The organism is Dysgonomonas massiliensis (assembly GCF_900240225.1).
In the GTDB taxonomy this organism is placed as follows: Bacteria; Bacteroidota; Bacteroidia; order Bacteroidales; family Dysgonomonadaceae; genus Dysgonomonas; species Dysgonomonas massiliensis.
On the sequence record NZ_OEPV01000007.1, the window covers coordinates 96,088 to 118,107 of the forward strand.

General features: G+C 38.4%; 17 protein-coding genes and 1 tRNA gene. 11 read left to right on the plus strand and 7 right to left on the minus strand.

The annotated features are described in order from the left end of the window. Positions 1–146: 146 nt before the first annotated feature. Positions 147–2,639: a glycoside hydrolase family 2 TIM barrel-domain containing protein gene (locus tag C1A06_RS08500; protein ID WP_101689833.1), complete on the minus strand. Its 2,493-nt coding sequence runs from the start codon at positions 2,637–2,639 to the stop codon at positions 147–149. A gap of 103 nt (positions 2,640–2,742) precedes the next feature. Then, on the minus strand, positions 2,743–6,798 hold the full coding sequence (locus C1A06_RS08505; protein ID WP_101689834.1) for a hybrid sensor histidine kinase/response regulator transcription factor: 4,056 nt from the start codon (positions 6,796–6,798) through the stop codon (positions 2,743–2,745). A 198-nt stretch (positions 6,799–6,996) separates the two neighbouring features. Between C1A06_RS08505 and C1A06_RS08510 the strand changes: the two genes are divergently transcribed. The 4 genes from C1A06_RS08510 (at position 6,997) to C1A06_RS08525 (ending at position 12,501) form a co-directional block, all read left to right on the plus strand. Next, complete coding sequence (locus tag C1A06_RS08510; protein ID WP_101689835.1) at positions 6,997–8,913, plus strand: glycoside hydrolase family 43 protein; 1,917 nt, start codon at positions 6,997–6,999, stop codon at positions 8,911–8,913. A gap of 241 nt (positions 8,914–9,154) precedes the next feature. Continuing rightward, complete coding sequence (rsfS, locus tag C1A06_RS08515) at positions 9,155–9,514, plus strand: ribosome silencing factor (protein ID WP_101689836.1); 360 nt, start codon at positions 9,155–9,157, stop codon at positions 9,512–9,514. 55 nt (positions 9,515–9,569) lie between these two features. Further along, on the plus strand, positions 9,570–11,630 hold the full coding sequence (gene ftsH, locus C1A06_RS08520) for an ATP-dependent zinc metalloprotease FtsH (RefSeq protein WP_101689837.1): 2,061 nt from the start codon (positions 9,570–9,572) through the stop codon (positions 11,628–11,630). Positions 11,631–11,655: 25 nt separating this feature from the next. Next, positions 11,656–12,501, plus strand: coding sequence for a phosphatidate cytidylyltransferase (locus tag C1A06_RS08525; protein WP_101689949.1), 846 nt, complete (start codon positions 11,656–11,658; stop codon positions 12,499–12,501). Here C1A06_RS08525 and C1A06_RS08530 read toward each other — a convergent pair. Beyond that, positions 12,474–13,475, minus strand: coding sequence for a PhoH family protein (locus C1A06_RS08530; RefSeq protein ID WP_101689838.1), 1,002 nt, complete (start codon positions 13,473–13,475; stop codon positions 12,474–12,476). The two genes, C1A06_RS08525 and C1A06_RS08530, sit on opposite strands and share 28 nt — an antisense overlap. Positions 13,476–13,840: 365 nt before the next feature. Here C1A06_RS08530 and C1A06_RS08535 point away from each other — a divergent pair, with 365 nt between their 5' ends. Genes C1A06_RS08535 through ubiE form a run of 4 tightly spaced genes read left to right on the plus strand, consistent with a single transcriptional unit; the run spans position 13,841 to position 16,291 of the window. Next, a complete protein-coding gene (locus C1A06_RS08535) occupies positions 13,841–14,791 on the plus strand; it encodes a phosphoribosylaminoimidazolesuccinocarboxamide synthase (RefSeq protein ID WP_101689839.1) in 951 nt (316 codons plus the stop codon). Between the two features lie 5 nt (positions 14,792–14,796). Continuing rightward, on the plus strand, positions 14,797–15,363 hold the full coding sequence (locus C1A06_RS08540) for an ATPase (protein WP_101689840.1): 567 nt from the start codon (positions 14,797–14,799) through the stop codon (positions 15,361–15,363). Next, positions 15,360–15,551: a hypothetical protein gene (locus C1A06_RS08545; protein ID WP_101689841.1), complete on the plus strand. Its 192-nt coding sequence runs from the start codon at positions 15,360–15,362 to the stop codon at positions 15,549–15,551. Before C1A06_RS08540 ends, C1A06_RS08545 begins: the two co-directional genes overlap by 4 nt. Next, the gene (gene ubiE / locus C1A06_RS08550) at positions 15,551–16,291 is read left to right on the plus strand and encodes a bifunctional demethylmenaquinone methyltransferase/2-methoxy-6-polyprenyl-1,4-benzoquinol methylase UbiE (RefSeq protein ID WP_101689842.1); all 741 of its coding nucleotides are present in this window, start codon (positions 15,551–15,553) and stop codon (positions 16,289–16,291) included. The genes C1A06_RS08545 and ubiE overlap by 1 nt, the downstream gene beginning before the upstream one ends. A 131-nt stretch (positions 16,292–16,422) precedes the next feature. Here the strand turns inward: ubiE and C1A06_RS08555 are convergent, their stop codons facing one another. From C1A06_RS08555 to C1A06_RS08565, 3 genes are all read right to left on the minus strand, one after another. After that, positions 16,423–18,249, minus strand: a complete 1,827-nt coding sequence (locus C1A06_RS08555; RefSeq protein WP_101689843.1) for a YgiQ family radical SAM protein — start codon at positions 18,247–18,249, stop codon at positions 16,423–16,425. A gap of 103 nt (positions 18,250–18,352) precedes the next feature. After that, positions 18,353–18,850, minus strand: a complete 498-nt coding sequence (locus C1A06_RS08560) for a hypothetical protein (protein WP_101689844.1) — start codon at positions 18,848–18,850, stop codon at positions 18,353–18,355. Positions 18,851–18,949: 99 nt separating this feature from the next. Further along, positions 18,950–19,471 carry a bacteriophage terminase small subunit gene (locus C1A06_RS08565; RefSeq protein WP_101689845.1) on the minus strand — a complete coding sequence of 174 codons (522 nt, stop codon included), beginning with the start codon at positions 19,469–19,471 and terminating at the stop codon, positions 18,950–18,952. Between the two features lie 189 nt (positions 19,472–19,660). Between C1A06_RS08565 and C1A06_RS08570 the strand changes: the two genes are divergently transcribed. From C1A06_RS08570 to C1A06_RS08580, 3 genes are all read left to right on the plus strand, one after another. Next, complete coding sequence (locus C1A06_RS08570) at positions 19,661–20,323, plus strand: phosphatidylserine decarboxylase family protein (RefSeq protein ID WP_101689846.1); 663 nt, start codon at positions 19,661–19,663, stop codon at positions 20,321–20,323. A gap of 9 nt (positions 20,324–20,332) precedes the next feature. Further along, on the plus strand, positions 20,333–21,055 hold the full coding sequence (locus C1A06_RS08575) for a CDP-alcohol phosphatidyltransferase family protein (RefSeq protein ID WP_101689847.1): 723 nt from the start codon (positions 20,333–20,335) through the stop codon (positions 21,053–21,055). Between the two features lie 70 nt (positions 21,056–21,125). Continuing rightward, positions 21,126–21,199, plus strand: a tRNA-Ile gene (locus tag C1A06_RS08580). A 95-nt stretch (positions 21,200–21,294) separates the two neighbouring features. On the opposite strand, the gene C1A06_RS08585 is transcribed toward C1A06_RS08580, so the two are convergent. Then, positions 21,295–21,987: an HAD family hydrolase gene (locus C1A06_RS08585; protein ID WP_101689848.1), complete on the minus strand. Its 693-nt coding sequence runs from the start codon at positions 21,985–21,987 to the stop codon at positions 21,295–21,297. Positions 21,988–22,020: the final 33 nt, after the last annotated feature.

Sequence of the window (22,020 nt, forward strand, 5' to 3'; positions counted from 1 at the left end):
TCCATTCAAAACAGGAACCTACATCGAGATTGGAGCAAAGCTTTAAATTTAGATTAATAAGGAAACACTCTTTAAAATAGAGAATGTACAGAGCAGCAGGATACCACTCTGTACATAAAAATAGAATTTATAGACCTAGTGAAATATTATTTCACTTTGATAGAAGTCTCAACATCCTTAAGCCATGGCGAAGTAAACTTCACTTTAATTTCACCCTCAGCTCCCGTAGATTGGATATAAGCTAAGATATGGCCGTGGAATACACGTTGTTTATTATCTGTATAATCTGTCATATCTTCGTTGTTGCTTGCCTCAAGACCTAGAAGTTTTGCAGGACCAGCAATATGGCATGTCACTTCATTATCTGCAAGCATTACTGGCTGACCATCTTCGTCAACCACTTGAATTACAACTTGAGCCAAGCCATCTTTTGTAATTTCGGCATCAGTGCGAGCAACCTTTAATGCATATGGTTGTTTTGAAGAATTGATAGAGTAACGAGATACTTCTTTGTTTTCTTTATCTAGACCAACAACCTCTAGCTTACCAGCTTTGTAAGGTATATCCCAGAAAATAATACCAGTATTATCATCATATTCTTTAACAGCACCCACTTCCTTGCCGTTTAGCATCAATTTTGCTTTAGCTGCATTTGTATAACATACAACGCGGATTGATTGTCCTTCTTGGTAGTTCCAGATTGACCAAGCATCCATTGAAGGAACTTTTTCTTCGTAGTTCTTATCATTAGAAGCATCCAACTGAGACCATACGTCTTTCATCTGGCTCTTAGCTCCTTTTCCAGGAGTAGGATAAGTACCCAGATAAGCCATCGGCTTGCTTGACCACAGAGCTTGACGATAGTAACCACGAGGCTTGATAAATCCACCAAAGTCTAGCAATCCTGAATAGAATCCACGTGAAGGCCAGCGTCCTGATTCACCTAAATAGTCGATACCAGTCCACAAGAATTGTCCGAAGATATATTCTTTGTCACGTACATGTTTCCAGTCCTTTAGTTCATGACGATTCTCGCTACCATAGATAACACGATTAGGATACTTTTTATGATCCGACTCATACATACTTTCAGTATAATTATAACCTGCGATATCTATAGCACCCGGATATTCTGTTTCGTTTGACATAGCTACACCAGCCAATCCTGCTGTAGTAGGACGAGATTTATCAAATTCTTTAACAACTTTCACCAAGCGTTTTGCAATATATCCCAAACGCATAGCATCTGGAGCGTCTTTTTTGTAACCTCCGAATATTGGTTGAGTAAATCCTGTAGAAGAACCACCATCAAGTACTGGATGCGAATATGGATCGTTCGGATAGTCCACTTCATTACCTACACTCCAAGCAAAGATCGATATATGATTGCGATCACGACGTACCATATCGGCTAAGTCTCTTTCGCCCCACTCTTCGAAGAAATCGAATGTTCCCTGAAATCCAGGTGTACCTACATTCCAACCTTCTATCCATTTACGTTTAGGGAATTCCCACTCGTCGAATGCTTCGTTCATAACTAGCAATCCTATTTCGTCACACAGATGATATAGATCCGGTGCCTGAGGATTATGACTTGTTCTGATTGCATTTACTCCAAGTTCTTTTAGCGTAAGTAATCTTCTTTTCCATACTTCACGAGGAACGGCAGAACCTAGCACACCTGCATCGTGATGCAAACAAACTCCTTTTACTTTCATCCACTCTCCGTTCAAAGCAAATCCTTTGTTCGGATCGAATGTATATGTTCTGAAACCTGTACGAGTAGTTGTTTTATCTATTTCTTTACCATTTTGCAATACAGTAGTTTTCAACTCATAAAGAGCTGGATTATCCAAGCTCCAAAGTTGAGGCTTGTTTACTTTCATTGCAATTGATACTTTATTATTTGCTTTGGAACCAACTTTCAACGCCTTAACATTTGTAGCAACTTTTTTACCAGCTGCATCAAATAGTTCATTCTTCACGCTCAATGTTGCATCTTTAGCTTCGCTATTTGTCACGTCAACTTCTACGTTTAGCACATAGTCGTTTTTCACTTTTTCGGGGTATGCATATACTCCCCACTCTGCTATATGGATAGGATTAGCATAAACCATCCATACATCACGATAAACTCCCGAACCAGTATACCAACGCGAGTCTGCCGATTGACTATGATCGACACGAACAGCAATAACGTTTTCTTCTCCGTATTTCACATATGGAGTTGCATCATACATGAATGACACATAACCATTAGGACGCTTACCCAACAATTGGCCGTTGATATAAACCTCGCTACGATTATATACTCCTTCGAAGTACAAATAAACTTTTTGACCGTCTTTATCCTGCGGAACATTAATAGTTTTGCGGTACCAACCTATTCCTCCTGGCAAGTATCCCGTACAGCTAGCCAACGAAGGACTATACTGACCTCTGACACTCCAGTCGTGAGGTACATCTACCGATTGCCAACGACTATCGTTTAGCGAGACAGATTGTCCATCTTTAATGTCTCCTAAACTAAACTTCCAATCTTTACCGATTTTTTCTGGCTGTCCAAATGATACTTGAGAATAGCTCTTCACAGATACTAAACTAAGTATTAGCCCCAAACAAAGTAGTTTTAAATTCATGATATTTAATTATGATTTTTCATGAACAAAAATAGGGGATAAAAAAACAAATAGAGGCTTACAAATTATTCATAAAGGGTTGAAAAATCCGTCATATAGCTCTTTATTTACCTTTCATGATACTTTTCAAATAATCAGAGGGCGTTAAACCGAATTCCTCCTTAAAACATTGACGGAAATAAGTATTACTATTGAAGCCTACCATATACGAAACTTCGGAAATCGTATATTTCCCACTCAACAACAATTTTTCGGCGCTACGAATCCTCACCTTACGAATAAACTCGTTAACCGATATTCCGGCCAAAGCTTTTATTTTTCGATAGAGTGTAGAGTGGCTCATATTTACACTTTCGGCGATGAAAGCTACATCTACCTTATCCGACTCAAGATTTTCTTCGATTATAGATGTCACCTTTTCCATAAATTCTTCATCCAACTTATTCAGTGACTCTATTACAATCGAGCCTTTATCTACAGCATTAGAATTTATCTGTTCAGCTAATCTTCGACGTTGCTCCAACAAGTTTACAATACGACTCTGCAAAAGATTCGCACTAAAAGGCTTAGTTAAATACGAATCCACGCCGATGTCATAGCCTTCAGTTCTATCTTGTATAGAATCTTTTGCGGTTAACAGTACAATCGGAATATGGCTAGTTCTGACATCATGCTTCAACTTACGGCTCATCTCCAAGCCATCCATCTCAGGCATCATAATATCGCTCACTATTAAATCGGGAATACGAGCAAAAGCCTCTTTCAAACCTTCTTTACCATTTTTAGCCGTAAACACATTATACAGAGGAGAAAGCGAACTTTGAATATACTCCAGGATATCGACATCATCCTCAACAACAAGCACTACTGGCTTATTGTCCGAAATTTCGATCTCTGCATTTTCTTTCACCTCCGATTCTAACTTTTCAGGATCTAGGTGTAATGCACCTTCATATGTATTATCTTTTCTGAAACGCGCAACAAAGGAAGTTCCTACGTTAACCTTACTGTTTACAAATATTTCTCCCTGATGCAGATCGATCAGATTTTTTATCAAAGCCAGACCGATACCCGTACCCGAAACTTTACCATCTATTTCAGCCTGATAATAACGCTCAAAGATCTTACCTAAAGACTCCTCAGGAATACCTCGCCCTGTATCTCTAACTTCTATCTCCACAAAATCGAGATCATTCTCTTTCACTACACGAAGAATAAGATCAATATCTCCCTTTTGTGTATACTTCATCGCATTCGAAAGTAAATTCTCCAGAATAGTCGTAATCACATCCGTATCATAATACATATCAAGCGTTTCGCATTCAATCTGTATATTCACATTCACTCTTTTATTTACATTCAGCTCTTTATACTTAAGCCCAGTCTCATGTACTAAGCTCACAATATCTCCTTTACTAACTGCTAGTTTCTTATTTTGAGTCTCAGTTTTACGGAATTCCAATATCTGATTTATCAGATTCAGCAATCGCATCGCACTTCTGTGAACCAGATTTATTTTGAATGCTTGCTTTTCAGGTATAGCTACATCATTCTGCAAATCCTCAAGAGGACCCAATATCAGAGTTAATGGCGTTCGCAATTCATGAGTTATATTCGTAAAAAAACGCAATCGCTCTTCGTTAAGTGTTTGTTTTTGAATATTATCTCTCTTCTCTATAAGCAGATACGTCTCCAAGTCCATTTTTTTCTTATAAAAACGGAATATAAAGAATACAATCAGAGCAGCAATTACAGCATAAATAGTCAAAGCCCACCAAGTCAACCACATTGGAGGAGCAATATTGATTGTCATCACAACAAAATCTTCTGACCAATCCTGATTTTTCAATTTCGACTTTAAATGCAGCTCGTATTTTCCGGGAGGAATATTTCTGAACTTAATCGAATTATCCCCTTGACTTTCATACCATATATTATCTAGACCACGAAGCATATACGTATAATCTACCACTTCGCTCAATGCATAATCTAAAGTATTGAAAGATATATTAAATGAATTTTGCGTATAATCAAGATTTATATTTGAAGAGACCGGTATATCTGTCTCAACATTCGCAATATTAGCCTTACTTGAAAAGACCGAGAAGCTGGTAACCACAGGAGCAGGCAACGCATGTCCTCCACTTATAGTTTTAGGATCAAAAAAGCACAATCCATTCTGAGAACCGAAATAGATACGACCTTGTGAATCTTTAGTTACCGATCCACTCATAAACTCGCCCAGAGGTAATCCATCACGACGATCATAATTATAAAATTTCATATCAGCAACATCCAAACGGCTTATACCTTCACTCGAACTGAGCCATATATTTCCTGACTCATCTTCCGTTATTGCACGTACATAAATATCAATATATCCATTCTGAGAATTATATACTCGGAAATCGGACAAAGAATCACGACCTTTTTCAAAAGCGACCAGACCTTCACCCGTTGCTATCCAAATCTTATTTTGTCTATCCTGATATATATAATCTACCGAATTAGACGGAAATCCATTACGTGTCTGAAAATTACGGATCAAACGAAATTCTTTATCATAAACCGATAGACCACCTCCGAAGAAACCTACCCAAACAAACTCATTCTGATCAACCAATACACATCGAACCAAGCCATTCGACAAATCAGAATTCTCTCTTGTATACAAAATACCATCTCCTTTCGAGATATTTCTCTTATACAAGCCACCAGAAGAGGCAATCCACATATTCCCATTTCTATCCTCGTGAAAGCCGCGTATATCTATATTAGAGTTATCTATCAAAAAACTAGAAATCAATCGTTGCTGAGAATCAAAAACATTCACACCTCCAGTAAAGGTTCCTAACCAAATATTATTCTTCGAATCACGTATTGCCGTCAATACAGCATCATCCGTAAGAGAACTATTTTTTCGATCTAAGACTTTTTGGCGTTTGCCATTTTCAAAAACATTCACACCGCCGCCGTCTGTCCCAACCCAAATACGATCTTGGCTATCTACTGTAATACCCCATGCTACATGGTTATTCAGTGTATAATCTCCGGTTTGAACTGGCGAATAATCCCAAATTTTAAATACTGAAGGATAATGGCTCATAAAGTTAACGCCGCCACCATAAGTTGCAATCCATACATTATGATATGAATCTTGAAAAACAGTTCGCGATGTCGGATTTGACAATCCACGTTCATCATCACTGTATGCGATATTCGAAAACTCAACTTTCTCGGGAGTCAGGAACATTATTTTTCTAAAATCCAAAATACTGATCCCTCCCTTTTCGGTACTTATCCAAAGCTTTCCATCATGCATCTGTTCTATACCGAATACATAATTACTTGCTAATGACATTTTATTTGACGGATCATTCCTGAACACTTTAAAGTTCTCCTGATCTCTATCATAAAGAGCCAATCCGTTGTTTGTCCCTATCCAAACATTATTATTCTCATCAAAACAAATACTTCTCACCTCGTTTCCGGGCAAACTCGTTTTATCGCTCGGATTATTCTTGAAATTTTTCAACGTTTTGTCTTTCAATGAATAGATCGTCAATCCATCAGCCACATGACCTATAAACAGCAATCCGCTTTTATCTTCTCTTACCACCCATATATTATCGCTTGGGAACCCGGGCAATGTACTTTTATTGAAATGCTTAAACGTTTTTGTTCGTTTATCAAAGTATTCGACCCCTTTATAATAACTGGACAACCACAAATTACCATCTCTCGAGTTTGTTATATCGGTAATATCATTTGTTATGATGCTTAGCGTATCCCCTTGAACATGTCTGTAATGAGTAAATCGTCCGGTCTTATAGTCGAACATATTCAAACCCTCACGTTGTGTTGCTACCCAAATTACATCATCATGTTTATCAGCATAAACTTTATTTAATTCGTTTCCACTGATAGACGCAGTCTTATCATTCTCATTTTTTTTATACACGCGGAATTTCGAGCCATCGAATCGACACAAGCCAGACTCGGTAGCAAACCACAAAAAACCTTTTTTGTCTTGAGTTATACTCACAACATAGTTATTCGAAAGACCATTTTCGATACCTAGCCTTTTGATGTCATAGTCCTGAGATATTGATACAATCGTTGTGCAAAAAAGGAGCGAAATTAACAGAGCTATTCTCATGTTTTTTAATATAAATATTAACCCATTCAAAGGTAATAATTTTCAAATACAGATATACTAAACTTTTAACGTCTGACTGATTTGCGACATATTAATGACTTATTTATACACATCGATAATATATCTTATCTATATCTTTGTTCTGTTAATACTAAATCAATTGTACAAGTAGCAATATATTAACTACATCAAAATATCATGCAAAAAAAATTACTACTTTCATTACTGGTTCTTATCGGCTTTGCTTGTACGGCAAAAGCTCAGAATTACGTGAATGGTCCTACCGAAAAGGACTTTGTTGGGTACTTATTCACTTATTTCAAAGGAAACGATGTAAAAGACGAGGCGATATGCTATGCCATCAGCCGCGACGGATACAACTATTTGACAGTAAACAACAACACTCCAATTATTGATTCAAAAGAGATCAGTTCTACCGGAGGTGTACGTGATCCACATATCATAAGATGCGAAGATGGTAAAACGTTTTACATGGTGGTGACAGACATGACCTCATCAAAAGGTTGGGATTCTAACCGCGCAATGGTTTTACTCAAATCTACTGATCTGGTAAACTGGACCTCATCGGTTGTGAATATTCAGACAAAATACAAAAACCAAGAAAATCTAAAACGGGTTTGGGCTCCTCAAACAATATTCGATCCATATGCCAATAAATATATGATATACTGGTCGATGCAACACGGCGATGGACCAGACATCATCTACTACGCATATGCGAATGCTGATTTTACAGATCTTGAAGGAGAGCCTAAAGTTCTGTTCAACCCTAAAAATGGCAAATCTTGTATAGATGGGGATATCATTAACAAAAATGGATTGTTTTATATGTTCTATAAAACCGAAGGACATGGCAATGGCATCCGTTTAGCTATTACAGACTGCTTAACATCAGGCAAATGGATAGAGCAACCAGGCTACAAACAGCAGACAAGAGATGCTGTAGAAGGATCTAGCCTATTTAAACTAATCAACAGCGACACATACATCCTGATGTATGATGTATACATGAAAGGAAAATATCAATTCTGCGAAAGCAAGGACTTGGACGTATTCAAAGTTATAGATCAAGAAATCAGCATGAATTTTCATCCTCGTCATGGATCAATAATACCCGTTACTGCAAAAGAATTGAAGGCTATTACAAACAAATGGGGAGTTCCTGCTGGATTTGAAATGCCAACAGCCAACAATCCTGTGATAGAAGGATATTATGCCGATCCTGATATTTTATACTCAAACAAAGACAATAAATATTATCTATACCCAACCAGCGATGGATTCGAAGGATGGGGAGGATATTACTTCAAAACATTCTCTTCAGAAAATCTTGTTGACTGGACTGATGAAGGCGTGATCATCGATTTGAAAAAGGATGTAAAATGGGCAAATGGAAATGCTTGGGCACCAACTATCATCGAGAAAAAGGTAAAAGGCAAATATCAATACTATTACTATTTCAGCGGTGGACAAGATGGTGGCGAAAAGAAAATAGGTGTTGCCGTATCGGATGATCCAAAAGGACCTTTCGTAGATTCAGGGAAACCACTTATCGACTTCAAACCTGAGGGAGTAAAAGGCGGACAGCAAATAGACCCTGATGTATTTACTGATCCTAAATCAGGAAAAAGCTATATCTATTGGGGCAATAGCTATATGGCTGTAGCAGAACTCAACAAAGACATGGTGTCTATCAAAAAGAATACAGTTAAAGTAATGACTCCAGATAAAACATTTCGCGAAGCAATTACTGTATTCTATCGCAATGGCTTGTATTACTTCTTATGGTCAGAAGACGACACCGGAAGCGTTAACTACAAAGTACGTTATGCTACATCAAAATCGCCACTAGGCCCGTTAACTATCCCTGCTGACAATATCGTTATTATGAAAGACGAAGCACGTGAAATTTACGGTACTGGGCACAACTCTGTTCTACAGATACCGGGCAAAGACGAATGGTATATTGTATATCACAGAATTTCAAGTACAGACATCAAGAAAGCATACCCAGGAACATATCGTGAAGTATGTTTTGACAAGATGGAATTTAATGCCGATGGTACAATAAAACGAGTAATACCTAGCAACTAATAGAATTAAAATAGGCTTAAGAACGAATAGCGTCAGCGCACAAAACAGATTGCGTCTGACGCTATTTTATTTTCTCGCAACTGATCTTTTTCCGAACTTCAGTTGTTATAAGTATAAAAGGCCCGCACATCAGTCATAAAACACAGATTATCATGCAGTCTTTAGAATTATTAATAACTAAGTTCAAAAAAAGGAACTATATTTGTAGATTAATTTAACAAAAGAATACTCTTACAACTGAATGAAAGAAGCCAAATTACTAGTAAACAGCATAGTTGCTGCATGTCAAGAGAAAAAAGCTAAGGATATCACTATCATCGATATGACAGAACTACCTGGTTCTATATGCCAATATTTCGTAATCTGTAACGGATCATCACCCACACAAGTATCCGCTATTTCGGAAGAAATCATTGATTTTGTAAAGAAAAGAGCAAACGATCGCCCAATAACAACTGACGGGCTTAGTGAGTCTCGTTGGGTAGGAATTGACTATGGTACGGTTATTGTTCACGTATTCATACCAGAATTACGAGATTTCTACAACATCGAAAATCTTTGGGCTGATGCTAAACAAGAGCAGATTCCCGATATCGAATAACGATAGGCATCTCTACCAGTTATTAATCTAATTTAAATCTTCCTTCCGGAAAATTATGGACAATTACAACAAAGGAAAAAAACCTTCGAACAATAAAATGCCGTTCTCGAAAACGCCATTCAACCTCAATTGGCTATACTTATTGGTTATAGCTAGTATTATAGGGGTATTTCTTTTCTCAGAAAGAGAAAGTAAGACTTCGAAAGAGGTTATATGGTCTGATTTCCAAAGTCATGTAATCAACAACGATGTTGATAAAATCATAATCGATGGAAATGCCAGAACACTGCGAGCTGTGGTTAAACCTGATTCGTTGAAGAACGTTTTCAAAGAGAATACACCATCTACCAAATCTGGAGAGGTTTCTATTTATGTGAAAATCCCATCAGTAGATGCTTTTGAGAAATTTTACAGCGAAGCTGAGAAAGAACATAAACTAACGATAAAAGTAGAATATCTTCCTACCGATGGCACTTCATTCCTGCAAATCATCTTAAGTGTATTACCATTTGCCTTACTGATAGGACTTTGGATATTCATGATGCGCCGCATGTCTGGAGGTGGCTCCGGAGGTAGTGGAGGCGTATTCAGTGTCGGCAAATCGAAAGCCCAGCTCTACGATAAAGGCTCTGATCTGCATGTTACTTTCAAAGACGTAGCCGGATTATCAGAAGCAAAAGAAGAAATTCAAGAAATTGTAGAATTCCTGAAAAGTCCATCACGATATACCGAAATTGGAGGTAAAATACCTAAAGGGGCACTTCTTGTAGGCCCTCCGGGAACAGGTAAAACATTATTAGCCAAAGCTGTTGCCGGCGAAGCTGATGTTCCATTCTTCTCTCTTTCGGGTTCTGACTTCGTCGAAATGTTTGTCGGCGTAGGAGCATCTCGAGTTAGAGACCTATTCAAACAAGCGAAAGAAAAATCACCATGTATCATTTTCATCGACGAGATTGATGCAATAGGTCGTGCTCGTGGAAAAAATGCGAACTTCGGCTCGAATGATGAGCGTGAAAACACACTGAATCAGCTATTAACTGAAATGGATGGATTTGGAACAAACAGTGGTATCATCATGCTAGCAGCAACCAACCGTGCCGACATTCTGGACAAAGCGTTACTTCGTGCAGGACGTTTCGACCGCCAGATATACGTTGATCTTCCCGATGTAAACGATCGCCGCGAAATATTCAAAGTTCACCTTCGTCCGATCAAAATGGACGATTCTGTAGATATTGAGTTCCTTGCTCGTCAAACTCCGGGATTTTCTGGAGCTGACATAGCTAATGTTTGTAACGAAGCAGCTTTGATTGCTGCCCGTAAAAACAAGCATATCGTTCAACAAGAAGACTTCTTAAATGCAGTTGACCGTATTGTTGGCGGATTGGAAAAGAAAAGCAAAGTAACGACTCGCAAAGAACGTCAGACAATAGCCATTCACGAAGCTGGGCACGCAACTCTAAGCTGGTTCCTAGAGCATGCTAATCCACTGGTGAAGGTGACTATTGTTCCTCGCGGAAAAGCATTAGGTGCAGCGTGGTATCTACCGGAAGAACGTCAGATAACAACCAAAGAACAAATGCTTGATGAGATGTGTGCGCTGCTTGGAGGTCGTGCCGCAGAAGAAGTGTTCGTAGGACAAATTTCTTCTGGAGCTGTTAATGATCTTGAACGTGTAACCAAACAAGCATATGCCATGGTTTCATACATGGGCATGAGCGACAATTTACCAAACCTATCATATTACGATTCAACTGGTGACGGCTACGGTTTCACCAAGCCATATAGCGACAATACTGCTTTGCTGATTGACAAGGAAGTTCAATCGATGATCAGCGAACAATATGAACGCGCTAAGCAATTACTTCGCGAACATGCTGACGGACACAATGCACTTGCCGATAAGCTTATGACCGAAGAAGTTATCTTCGCTGAAGACTTAAAGAAAATCTTCGGAGAGCGTCAATGGACATCTCGCGCTGACGAACTCATGAAAGAGGAATATGGAGATGCAGAAGCAGCTAAATCTTCTGAAACATTACCTCCACCTATTCCACCAGTAGGAGCGGAAACAGACCAGTCTGAAATTGAAGGACAAGAAGAACAACGATATTAAAAATAGAAAAGCTGTGGGAGCAAAAATGCAGAATCTGGTAGTCCGAGCATTAGCTGGCGCCGTATTTGTTAGTATTCTTATCGGAGCACTATTATTTGGCCAATATAGCTTCGCTATAGTCTTCGGCTTAATTACCGCATTGACTCTATACGAATTTTATGGTTTGCTTCAGAATGCAGCTAAAATATCTCTACCTCGCACATTAAATATAGTGGGCGGGGTATTGCTTTTTGCTGGTGTTTATTTGTATTCATCCGCCACAAATCTAAAAGAAGCGCCCATTCTACTCTCTTGCCTTATACCATATGGTATATATCTATTAGTCCTTTTCATCAGCGAGCTTTATTCTAAACGGACTAATCCATTACAATCATTAGCATATTCTATTCTAGGACAAGTATATATAGCTGTTCCTTTTGCTATGGCTAATTTATTAGCCTTTAGCGTAGGTCATTTATCGCATTACAGATACATATTTATCCTTGCTGTATTCATTCTTATTTGGGTGAACGACACTTTCGCCTACCTAACGGGGATGACACTAGGCAAACATCGACTATTCGAGCGCATATCTCCTAAGAAATCATGGGAAGGATTCTTCGGTGGACTCGTATTTGCTATAATAGCTTCGCTCATTCTAGCTCACTTCTACACAGAACTATCAACTGCAAAATGGATAGGATTTGCTGTAGTGGTAGTTATATTCGGCACATTCGGTGATTTGACTGAGTCACTAATGAAAAGAACCCTCGATGTCAAGGATTCGGGTAATATGATTCCCGGACACGGAGGGTTATTAGATCGCTTTGATAGCACAATAATGGCTATACCTGCTGTAGTTATCTATTTAGAGCTTGTTTCTATTTTCTGATTCTCTTCTTTTTTTGCTGCAGCTATTTTCTGCACACGCTTATCTTCTTTTTCGTAAGCTTCAACAATACGCTGCACTAATTTGTGACGAACAATATCTCCTTTATCGAATTCGACATGAGCTATGCCTTTAACTCCCTTGAGTACACGCATTGCATGCTTCAACCCTGACATTTGCTGCGGAGGAAGGTCAATCTGCGTAATATCACCCGTAACAATCATCTTAGCATTCATTCCTAGACGAGTCAGGAACATCTTGATCTGATGAGTCGTCGTATTTTGGGCTTCATCCAAAATAATTACAGCATCGCCCAAGGTACGTCCACGCATAAAAGCTAGTGGTGCAATCTGAATTACCTTATTATCAATATAATCTTTCAGTTTAGCGGCAGGGATCATATCTTCGAGCGCATCATACAAAGGCTGTAAGTACGGATCTATCTTATCTTTCATATCCCCAGGCAGAAAACCCAATTTTTCACCAGCTTCAACAGCAGGGCGGCTAAGGATTATCTTACGTACCTCTTTATTCTTAAGAGCCTTGACAGCAAGCGCAATTGCGGTATATGTCTTTCCTGAGCCTGCTGGTCCTAGAGCAAACAACAAGTCGTTCTTTTCATAAGACTCAACTAATATTTTCTGATTCGCAGTACGAGCATAAATAGGTTTTCCATTTACTCCATATATAATCAGATTCTCTATTTTATCAGCTACATTCGGCGATTTGCCCTTCACTATATCTATTATAGCCTCATCTGTCAGCATATTACGCTCTGCACAAAATTTTTCAAGAGCTGTAACTTTATCTTCGAATATGGCAACATCTTCAGCGTTACCCTTTGCTTTTATGGCATTCCCCCTAGCAACAATATTCAAGCGAGGGAAAAGAGTTTTTATCAGTTGTAGATTTGAATTATTAATCCCGAAGAACACTACAGGATCTATATTTTCTAAAATTATTATACGTTCTATCATTCAATAAATTATCAACAATAAATCTTTTAATATAAAATTGTCGGGTAAAATGCAATGGCTTTATTGGTTTCCAAAGATAGGAAATATTCATTGGCTTACTTCTTTCATTGTATTATTTTTCTCCTTATTCCAAAGATCCCTTCTTAATGTATTGATAAAGATCACAACAATATATCCAACTGATTAACAATCCGGATAAGAAACTTTAACCATTGTTAAATAAGTGTATCTAACTGATTTTTAAAAGTCTTTCGTAATTAACAAACAGCGATGCACACAATATCAGAAACTGTGCATTGTCATACTAGAACTTTGTTGTATCTTTGATGTCTGTATTCACAGATTTTAGACTATAAAACAACGTGATGAAAAATACTTTAGTTAAAACCGACTTCAATTTCCCGATGCAGGAAAGCGTGTATCACGGAAAAGTGAGAGACGTATACTTCTTAGAAAACGACCTGCTGGTTATGATTGCCACAGATCGTATATCAGCTTTCGACGTTATCCTTCCTCAAGGAATCCCGTACAAAGGGCAAGTATTAAACCAAATTGCAGCCAAATTTCTGGATGCAACTGCCGACATTCTCCCTAACTGGAAGATAGCTACACCGGATCCTATGGTCACTATTGGATATAAATGTCAACCATACAAAGTGGAGATGGTAATCCGCGGTTACCTTACTGGTAGTGCTTGGCGCGACTACAAAGCAGGAGCTCGCACATTGTGCGGTATTCAGCTTCCTGAAGGCATGGTTGAAAATCAGAAGTTTCCAACTCCAATCATTACCCCAACTACTAAGGCTGATGAAGGACACGACGAGAACATCTCGAAAGAGGAAATCATTGCCCAAGGTCTGGTAAGCAGAGAAGAGTATGAGCAACTGGAGAAGTATACTTATGCACTATTCCAACGTGGAACTGAGATCGCTGCTCAGAAAGGACTGATCCTTGTTGACACGAAATACGAGTTCGGCAACCGTAACGGACAAATCTTCCTGATAGATGAAATCCACACTCCGGATTCTTCTCGCTATTTCTATGCCGACACTTACGAAGAACTATTCAAAGCAGGTGCCGAGCAACGTCAACTATCGAAAGAGTTTGTTCGTAAATGGCTTATGGAAAATGGATTCCAAGGCAAAGAAGGACAAACAGTTCCTGAAATGACAGAAAAATACTGCGAAAGTGTATCGCAAAGATATATCGAGTTATACGAAAAAATCGTTGGAGAAAAGTTCGTAAAAGCAGATATCAACGACTTGTTAAGTCGCATTGAAAGTAACATTACTGACTATTTAGCAAAGGGTAAATAATCAGCATGCCGAATCTTTACATAATATCAGGGTGTAATGGAGCCGGAAAAACTACGGCTTCATATACCATGTTACCCGAAATCATCAAATGTAAAGAGTTCATCAATGCAGACGAAATAGCAAAAGGACTCTCGCCGTTTCAGCCGGAAAAAGTAGCGATAGAAGCTGGAAGAATCATGCTGACACGCATGAAGGATATGCTGAACCAGAAAGAGGATTTTGCCATAGAAACAACCTTGGCTACAAAATCTTATGCTAGCTTCATAAAAGAAGCACAAGCAAAAGGTTTTTATGTAACGCTTATTTACTTCTGGCTGAACTCGCCGGAACTGGCAATCAAGCGTGTACAGGAAAGAGTCAAAGGCGGCGGACACAATGTGTCGCAAGAGGTAATCAGACGGCGATATAAAGCTGGGAAAAAAAATCTGTTTGAGCTTTATACACCGATAACCGACTTTTGGATGGTCATCGACAATTCGGTCAACCCTTTTCAGTTGATAGTCGAAGGCATGAAAGAGAAAATAGTCTGTATACACAACGAAGATACTTATAACAAAATTAGAAACTTATGACGCGACGTGAAATTGTGCTTAGAAATAAGCTACTAAAAGGCATGCACTTGTCTTACAACCGTCTGATAGAAGAAAAGCAGAAGGAAAATGCTGCTTTGTACTTCTCCGAAGAAGGAAAGATCGTTAAAGTAAAAGCGCGGAACATCAAGAAAATAGAACCTAATAACATTCCGACTACTGATAAATAATGGCTCAATCCGGAACTGAAAATATACTCCCTTACGATAGTCCAGAAGATAAGGGTACGCAAGTAGAGAAAATGTTTGACTCTATTGCCGAAAATTACGACAAGCTTAACCATACCTTATCAATGGGAATTGATAAAGGCTGGAGAAAAAAAGGAATCAACACTTTACAAAAGAATAATCCCCAGACAATACTTGACATTGCCACCGGAACGGGCGACTTAGCTATACAAGCTTGTTTGCAGATGAATCCGGAATCAATTATCGGAGTCGACATTTCGGAAGGCATGATGGAAGTCGGTCGTAAAAAAGTTGAGTCTGCGGGTCTATCAAACAAAATAACCTTTGAACGTCAGGACTGTATGGCTCTGACTTACGAGGACAACAAGTTCGATGCTGCAATGGTAGCTTTCGGAGTTCGTAACTTTGCCAATCTTGAGCAAGGTCTACGAGAAATATACCGAGTGCTGAAACCTGGTGGGGAATTGATGATACTGGAACTTACTACTCCGAAAAATTTCCCTATCAAGCAAGGATACTGGCTTTACTCACGCCTTTTCATCCCGACTGTAGGTCGTTTGATATCTAAAGATCAGTCGGCATATACATATCTGCCGAAAACAATCGAAGCCTTTATACAAGGTAAAGACATGACAAACGCATTGCTGAGAAGCGGATTCTCGGAAGCTCGTTACAAAAGTCTCACATTCGGAATATGTACAATGTATATCGCAAAGAAATAAACGAATAAAACTCATAATAACATCAAAACGGCAAAATAATTTTGCCGTTTTTTTCGTATAACAACATATCAAAGAACTTGAAACTACTTTTTTTCAACGGAGCAAAAGCTTGCTATCCACTCTATAGATAATTATTTGTTCTTTTCGAAGAGTTTTTTTAACAAGTCTTCCCGTTTCAATTTCTTCAGCGTACTGGTTATCTGTTTACGATACTGCGGATCGTACCAGAAGAAGAATTGACGTTGAGCCAATTTTTGCTCCTTAGTGCGCGGTGTATAAACCTTATCGAGCGTATATGGATGATAACCCGTATAGTATATTTCCGTAGCAACAGTCATCGGCGAAGGTGTAAAATCCTGTACTTGCTCCAGCTTGAAATTAATATTCTTCATTGCGATAGCCAATTCAGCCATATCAAGTTCGGTACAACCCGGATGCGACGATATAAAATACGGAATCAACTGCTGACGGAGATCATATTGTCTGTTGATCTTATCGAAAGTCTTTTTGAACGCATAAAACTGCTCGAAGCTAGGTTTACGCATATATCCGAGAACTCGGTCTGATGTATGTTCAGGAGCAATTTTCAATCGACCCGATACGTGATTGCGAATCAGTTCTTCGGTATATTGACGCGAAGCTTTATTCAGAGCCTCATCTTTATTTTCATGAAGCATCATATCGTAACGAATACCACTGCCCACAAATGACTTTTTCACTTCAGGCAAAGCATCTACAGCTTTATAGATATCCAGTAACGGACGATGATCGACATTCAGATTCTTACATATCTTAGGATGCAAACATGACGGACGGCGACATTTTGCACAAACCGATTCGTCCAAGCCCTTCATCTTATACATATTGGCCGATGGTCCTCCTAAGTCACTGATATATCCCTTGAAATCGGGCATTTTTACCAATTCGCGTACTTCTTTCATGATCGACTCTTTCGAGCGCGAAGCAATAAACTTACCTTGATGCGCCGATATGGTACAGAAAGCACAGCCACCAAAACAGCCACGATGCAGATTTACCGAGAATTTGATCATCTCGAATGCCGGAATTGTTTTCCCTTTATATTTAGGATGTGGCAAACGTGTATATGGAAGATCAAACGAAGCATCGATTTCTTTTTCACTCATCGGTGGATAAGGCGGATTGATAACAACCGTATTCGCCCCACAATCCTGAATGATACGCGAAGCTTTGATCATATTCGATTGTTCTTCTACAACCTTGAAATTCTTCGCTTGCTTCAGTTTGTCTTTCAAGCATTCCTCGTGCGAGAATAGAACAATATCTTTATCTTCAGCAACAAAACTTTTCTTATCGGCAAGATATACAGTCTGAGGAATATCGGTCATCTGCTCGAAAGTTTTACCCGATTTCAGATCTGATACTATTCTTTGCAGAGGTTGCTCGCCCATCCCATAAACCAACAAATCTGCTTTAGCATCACTCACAATCGAAGGAAGCAATTTATCTTCCCAATAATCGTAATGCGTTACACGACGCAACGAGGCTTCGATTCCACCCAACAGGATTGGTGTATCTGAAAATAATTCACGAAGTATATTTGTATAAACTACAGACGGTCTATCTGGGCGCATATCTGCCTTTCCATCGGGAGTGTAAGCATCGTTTGAACGAAGTCTTTTGTTAGCCGTATAATGATTAATCATCGAGTCCATGGCTCCGGCAGTTACACCAAAGAACATACGAGGCTTGCCCAGTTTCTTAAAATCGCGAAGATCGTCACGCCAGTTGGGTTGCGGTACAATAGCCACGCGTAGCCCCTCTGCCTCGAGCAATCGCCCTATAACAGCTGCTCCGAACGATGGATGATCAATATAAGCATCGCCCGAGAAAAGGATTACATCCAAATAATCCCACCCGCGCAACTCGACTTCTTTCTTGGTAGTCGGCAACCAGTCTGTCAATCTGTATTCTTTCATATTCGGGTGCAAAGGTATGCTTTTTACTTAGAATTTGCGCTTACACATCCGCCTTATATTAAATGAATTATCATAAAAAAAGTAACACTCTACTACAAATATTTTACAGATTATATCCTATCAGGGTTAAATAAAAAGGCCTGCTTTCTTCATACTCAATTATCTGATTAACAATATTCTCTTTCTCATCATCAGTTATTTCATAATTCAAATTGGCTTCATCTATTCGCAACAAATTAGATAAAAACCTTTCACTACTACTTGCACATTTACAAGACATAAAAGACTCATGATCGACTATATTTACACTACCATCCTTCTTAGACAGCACTAAACAATCCCCTTCGTTACTTCCAAAGCATATATAATCATCATTTTCCTCCAAGTCTTCACTATTAAGTAAATGAACACCAGCAATGTCAAAATCATTAACATCATAGTTCGAAATAAAATCTAGCAATAAATCTCCTCGCTCAGTAAAGACACCCTCTACTTTTTGCGGAGGATAGTATATTTTCTTAAAAATCATTTCTAATTCTTCTTCGATGTCTCTGGGCATTAAAGAATTCAATTTCTGAACAAAAGCATCCAATTTATTCATAGGTAAAACTATTTACACTTATTCTATTGCGAACAAATATGATTATTTGCTCAAGTTAATAATAATTATACACCTAGTAGCTAGTATACATATAAAAGGCTAAGATATCTTCTCACACGCCCTTTCCAACTGCTCATAGAACCGAGCTAAGATAAAAGCTTCTACACTATTCTTTGGCAAAACCAATCCTTTACCAACATTCTCGGCCGAAAAAGGAACTACTTTATTTTGAATATCTTTCTTCTGTTTTTTCTCTTCTACACGCTGAACCATATTATTCAACGAAGTAATACTTGGCTCTTTACGTTTCGATTTCACAACTTTCTTTTTCAACACCAATTCATTTTCATCATACGACGACGGTTCGTAAGTATATGTAGTCTCCTCGACAGTATAACCTTCAATTCTTTCACGCAGAGTACGACGCGCAAGTACAATCAATTCGTCGTAAGCACGATCGCGCGCCTCGTCTACTGCTTTCGAAAAATCAGGTTTCGTATTTTTCCATTCATAAAAAGTTTTTCTGGTTATTCCGACCGCATTACAGATTTCTGTCACCGACATATCAGCTTCGATTAACTCAACTATTACCTCTGCTATTTTCTTACTAAACTTTGCCATAACTTTTCTTGTATAGATAATTATCTTCCCAAATTATTGGCTTTAACGCTGCAAATAAACGGTCTCTATGCGTTTTAGCAGAAGTCTGAAAACTGAATCGCTACAAAATAAGGGAGCCATTCTGTTGGAAATATCACTAAATAAGGATATTTTTGCATCGTTCTAACATCGATAATAGAATTTTATAAAATGAAAGTACACCACGAAGGGCGTGACGTTTTAGCAATATACTTTGTCATACTGGCATTATTCAACGGAGCTTTATTTTACCTTTTCCCGGTAACTATACTGCAATACATCGTATTAGCTGTATCTGTAGTCCTTTATCTCATCGTTCTCAATTTCTATCGCTCGCCAAACCGCAAGTTCAGCGGCGATGCCGAAGGAAAAGTTATAGCATCGGCAGATGGCAAAATTGTAGCTATTGAAGAAGTTTACGAAGGCGAATATTTCAAAGATAAACGCATCATCGTATCCATTTTCATGTCTCCATTCAACGTGCATGCCAATTGGTTCCCTATCAACGGAAAAGTTCTGCTCAAAAGACACCATAATGGTCGTTTCAAAGCAGCCTATCTTCCTAAATCGAGCACCGAAAACGAGCGTTCGACAGTAGTAATCGAAACTAATGACGGCAAACATCAGGTATTACTTCGTCAGATAGCCGGAGCAATGGCACGCCGTATTGTTACCTATGCCGAAGTCGGCGAAGTTGGTCACGTTGACGAACATCTTGGGTTCATTAAACTAGGTTCACGCGTGGATGTTTATCTTCCACTTGGTAGCGAAATCCTTGTCGAAATGGATCAAAAAGTAACCGGTAATCAAACCGTAATTGCAAACTTGAAATAAAAGACACAAATGAAAAAGCATATTCCAAACACCATAACTTCTTTAAACCTTTTATCGGGGAGTATTGCAACAGTAATGGCCTTCAACGGCGAATACATGTGGGTGGTGGTTTGGGTAATAATAGCAGCTTTATTCGATTTTTGTGACGGATTTTCGGCTCGTCTACTGAAAGCATATTCACCGATGGGTAAGGAGTTGGATTCTTTAGCTGACGTGGTCAGCTTCGGATTCGCACCCAGCATGGTTGTATTCCGTTTTCTATCGGACAATGTAGACAAGATCAGCTACAATCCGATTGTTTGCGAATATCTACCCTACTTCGCATTCTTGATTGTAATTTTTTCGGCACTTCGCCTTGCTAAATTCAATATAGATACCCGTCAAAGCGAATCTTTCATCGGGCTGAACACTCCTGCGAATGCTTTGTTCTGGACAAGTTTCATATACGGATTAACACACGATGTTCCTTTGATTACATCCAGCCTTGTATATGTAGTATTGGTCGGAGTACTTGTTTTTTCGTTATTACTTACATCCGAGATCCCAATGTTCTCCTTAAAAATAAAGAGTCTACGCTTCAAAGGCAATGAATATCGTTACTTCCTATTGATATTTATTATACTGATGCTTATATTCTTAGGCATACTTGGTATTGCTGCCGGCATATTACTATATATTGCTCTGGCAATCATCGAAAGCAGAACACCGAATACAAACAATGCAGAAAATTAATAGTTTTTTGCACCCAAAGCTTGCATATATCGCGTATTTGTCGTAATATTGCACTCGATTTAAAAAATCAGGTCCTATAGCTCAGCTGGTTAGAGCACATGACTCATAATCATGGGGTCCTTGGTTCAAGCCCAAGTGGGACCACCCAATAAAAGAAGCAGTTAAGAAGAAATTCTTAGCTGCTTTTCATTTCTATAGCTATGGCTTTAGTAGATCTAAGGGGCTCTTTGATACAATCATTAGATATAATTCAGAATGTCAGAAATTTTGGCTATTTTGAAAAAGTTAGGATGCTCAATTATTTGCTCCGATTGCTCATGCTTCCACGTAACACGATAAGGTACATGAACAGCATTTCCATTTATATCTAACACTGGTATTATATCTGATTTTAATGAGTTTCCTACCATTAGAAAATTATTTGGAACACAACTTTCTTTTTTAAGTAGCTCTTTATAATCCAATATTTTCTTATCACTCATTATATGTACGGAATCAAATATATCTTTTAATCCAGACTTTTCTATTTTTCTTTCTTGATCAGTTAAATCACCTTTAGTAGCCAGGATTAGTCTATATTTTCCTTTTAGATTAAATAATGTTTCTTCTACACCATCTAACAATTCTATGGGCATCTGCAATAGTTCGTGGCTTAGACTGATAACCTTTGCAATTAAATTACTGCATGCTAAGTCATTTTTAGCCAAACGTCCTATAACTTCAATCATACAAAGAGTCATACCTTTGGCTCCATAACCGTATAAATGAAGATTTTTCATCTCTGTTGAGAATAATTCATTTGATACTACTTCAGAAGGTGCTATATCCTTCATTATTGAGCAAAATTCTCTTTCAAACTCCTGAAAGTATAATTCGTTGTCCCAAAGAGTATCATCCGCATCAAATGCTACAATCTTGATTAAATTTTTCATTTCTGTTTTTAATGATTATTTTTTTATGTCGTA

What these genes read in the sequence shown, in the direction of transcription:
- C1A06_RS08565 (WP_101689845.1), bottom strand. Translation starts at nt 19,471, where the DNA reads ATGGCAAAGTTTAGTAAGAAAATAGCAGAGGTAATAGTTGAGTTAATC.
- ubiE (WP_101689842.1), top strand. Translation starts at nt 15,551, where the DNA reads ATGGCTCAATCCGGAACTGAAAATATACTCCCTTACGATAGTCCAGAA.
- C1A06_RS08575 (WP_101689847.1), top strand. Translation starts at nt 20,333, where the DNA reads ATGAAAAAGCATATTCCAAACACCATAACTTCTTTAAACCTTTTATCG.
- C1A06_RS08510 (WP_101689835.1), top strand. Translation starts at nt 6,997, where the DNA reads ATGCAAAAAAAATTACTACTTTCATTACTGGTTCTTATCGGCTTTGCT.
- C1A06_RS08585 (WP_101689848.1), bottom strand. Translation starts at nt 21,987, where the DNA reads ATGAAAAATTTAATCAAGATTGTAGCATTTGATGCGGATGATACTCTT.
- C1A06_RS08525 (WP_101689949.1), top strand. Translation starts at nt 11,656, where the DNA reads ATGCAGAATCTGGTAGTCCGAGCATTAGCTGGCGCCGTATTTGTTAGT.
- C1A06_RS08535 (WP_101689839.1), top strand. Translation starts at nt 13,841, where the DNA reads ATGAAAAATACTTTAGTTAAAACCGACTTCAATTTCCCGATGCAGGAA.
- C1A06_RS08530 (WP_101689838.1), bottom strand. Translation starts at nt 13,475, where the DNA reads ATGATAGAACGTATAATAATTTTAGAAAATATAGATCCTGTAGTGTTC.
- rsfS (WP_101689836.1), top strand. Translation starts at nt 9,155, where the DNA reads ATGAAAGAAGCCAAATTACTAGTAAACAGCATAGTTGCTGCATGTCAA.
- C1A06_RS08545 (WP_101689841.1), top strand. Translation starts at nt 15,360, where the DNA reads ATGACGCGACGTGAAATTGTGCTTAGAAATAAGCTACTAAAAGGCATG.
- ftsH (WP_101689837.1), top strand. Translation starts at nt 9,570, where the DNA reads ATGGACAATTACAACAAAGGAAAAAAACCTTCGAACAATAAAATGCCG.
- C1A06_RS08570 (WP_101689846.1), top strand. Translation starts at nt 19,661, where the DNA reads ATGAAAGTACACCACGAAGGGCGTGACGTTTTAGCAATATACTTTGTC.
- C1A06_RS08560 (WP_101689844.1), bottom strand. Translation starts at nt 18,850, where the DNA reads ATGAATAAATTGGATGCTTTTGTTCAGAAATTGAATTCTTTAATGCCC.
- C1A06_RS08540 (WP_101689840.1), top strand. Translation starts at nt 14,797, where the DNA reads ATGCCGAATCTTTACATAATATCAGGGTGTAATGGAGCCGGAAAAACT.
- C1A06_RS08505 (WP_101689834.1), bottom strand. Translation starts at nt 6,798, where the DNA reads ATGAGAATAGCTCTGTTAATTTCGCTCCTTTTTTGCACAACGATTGTA.
- C1A06_RS08500 (WP_101689833.1), bottom strand. Translation starts at nt 2,639, where the DNA reads ATGAATTTAAAACTACTTTGTTTGGGGCTAATACTTAGTTTAGTATCT.
- C1A06_RS08555 (WP_101689843.1), bottom strand. Translation starts at nt 18,249, where the DNA reads ATGAAAGAATACAGATTGACAGACTGGTTGCCGACTACCAAGAAAGAA.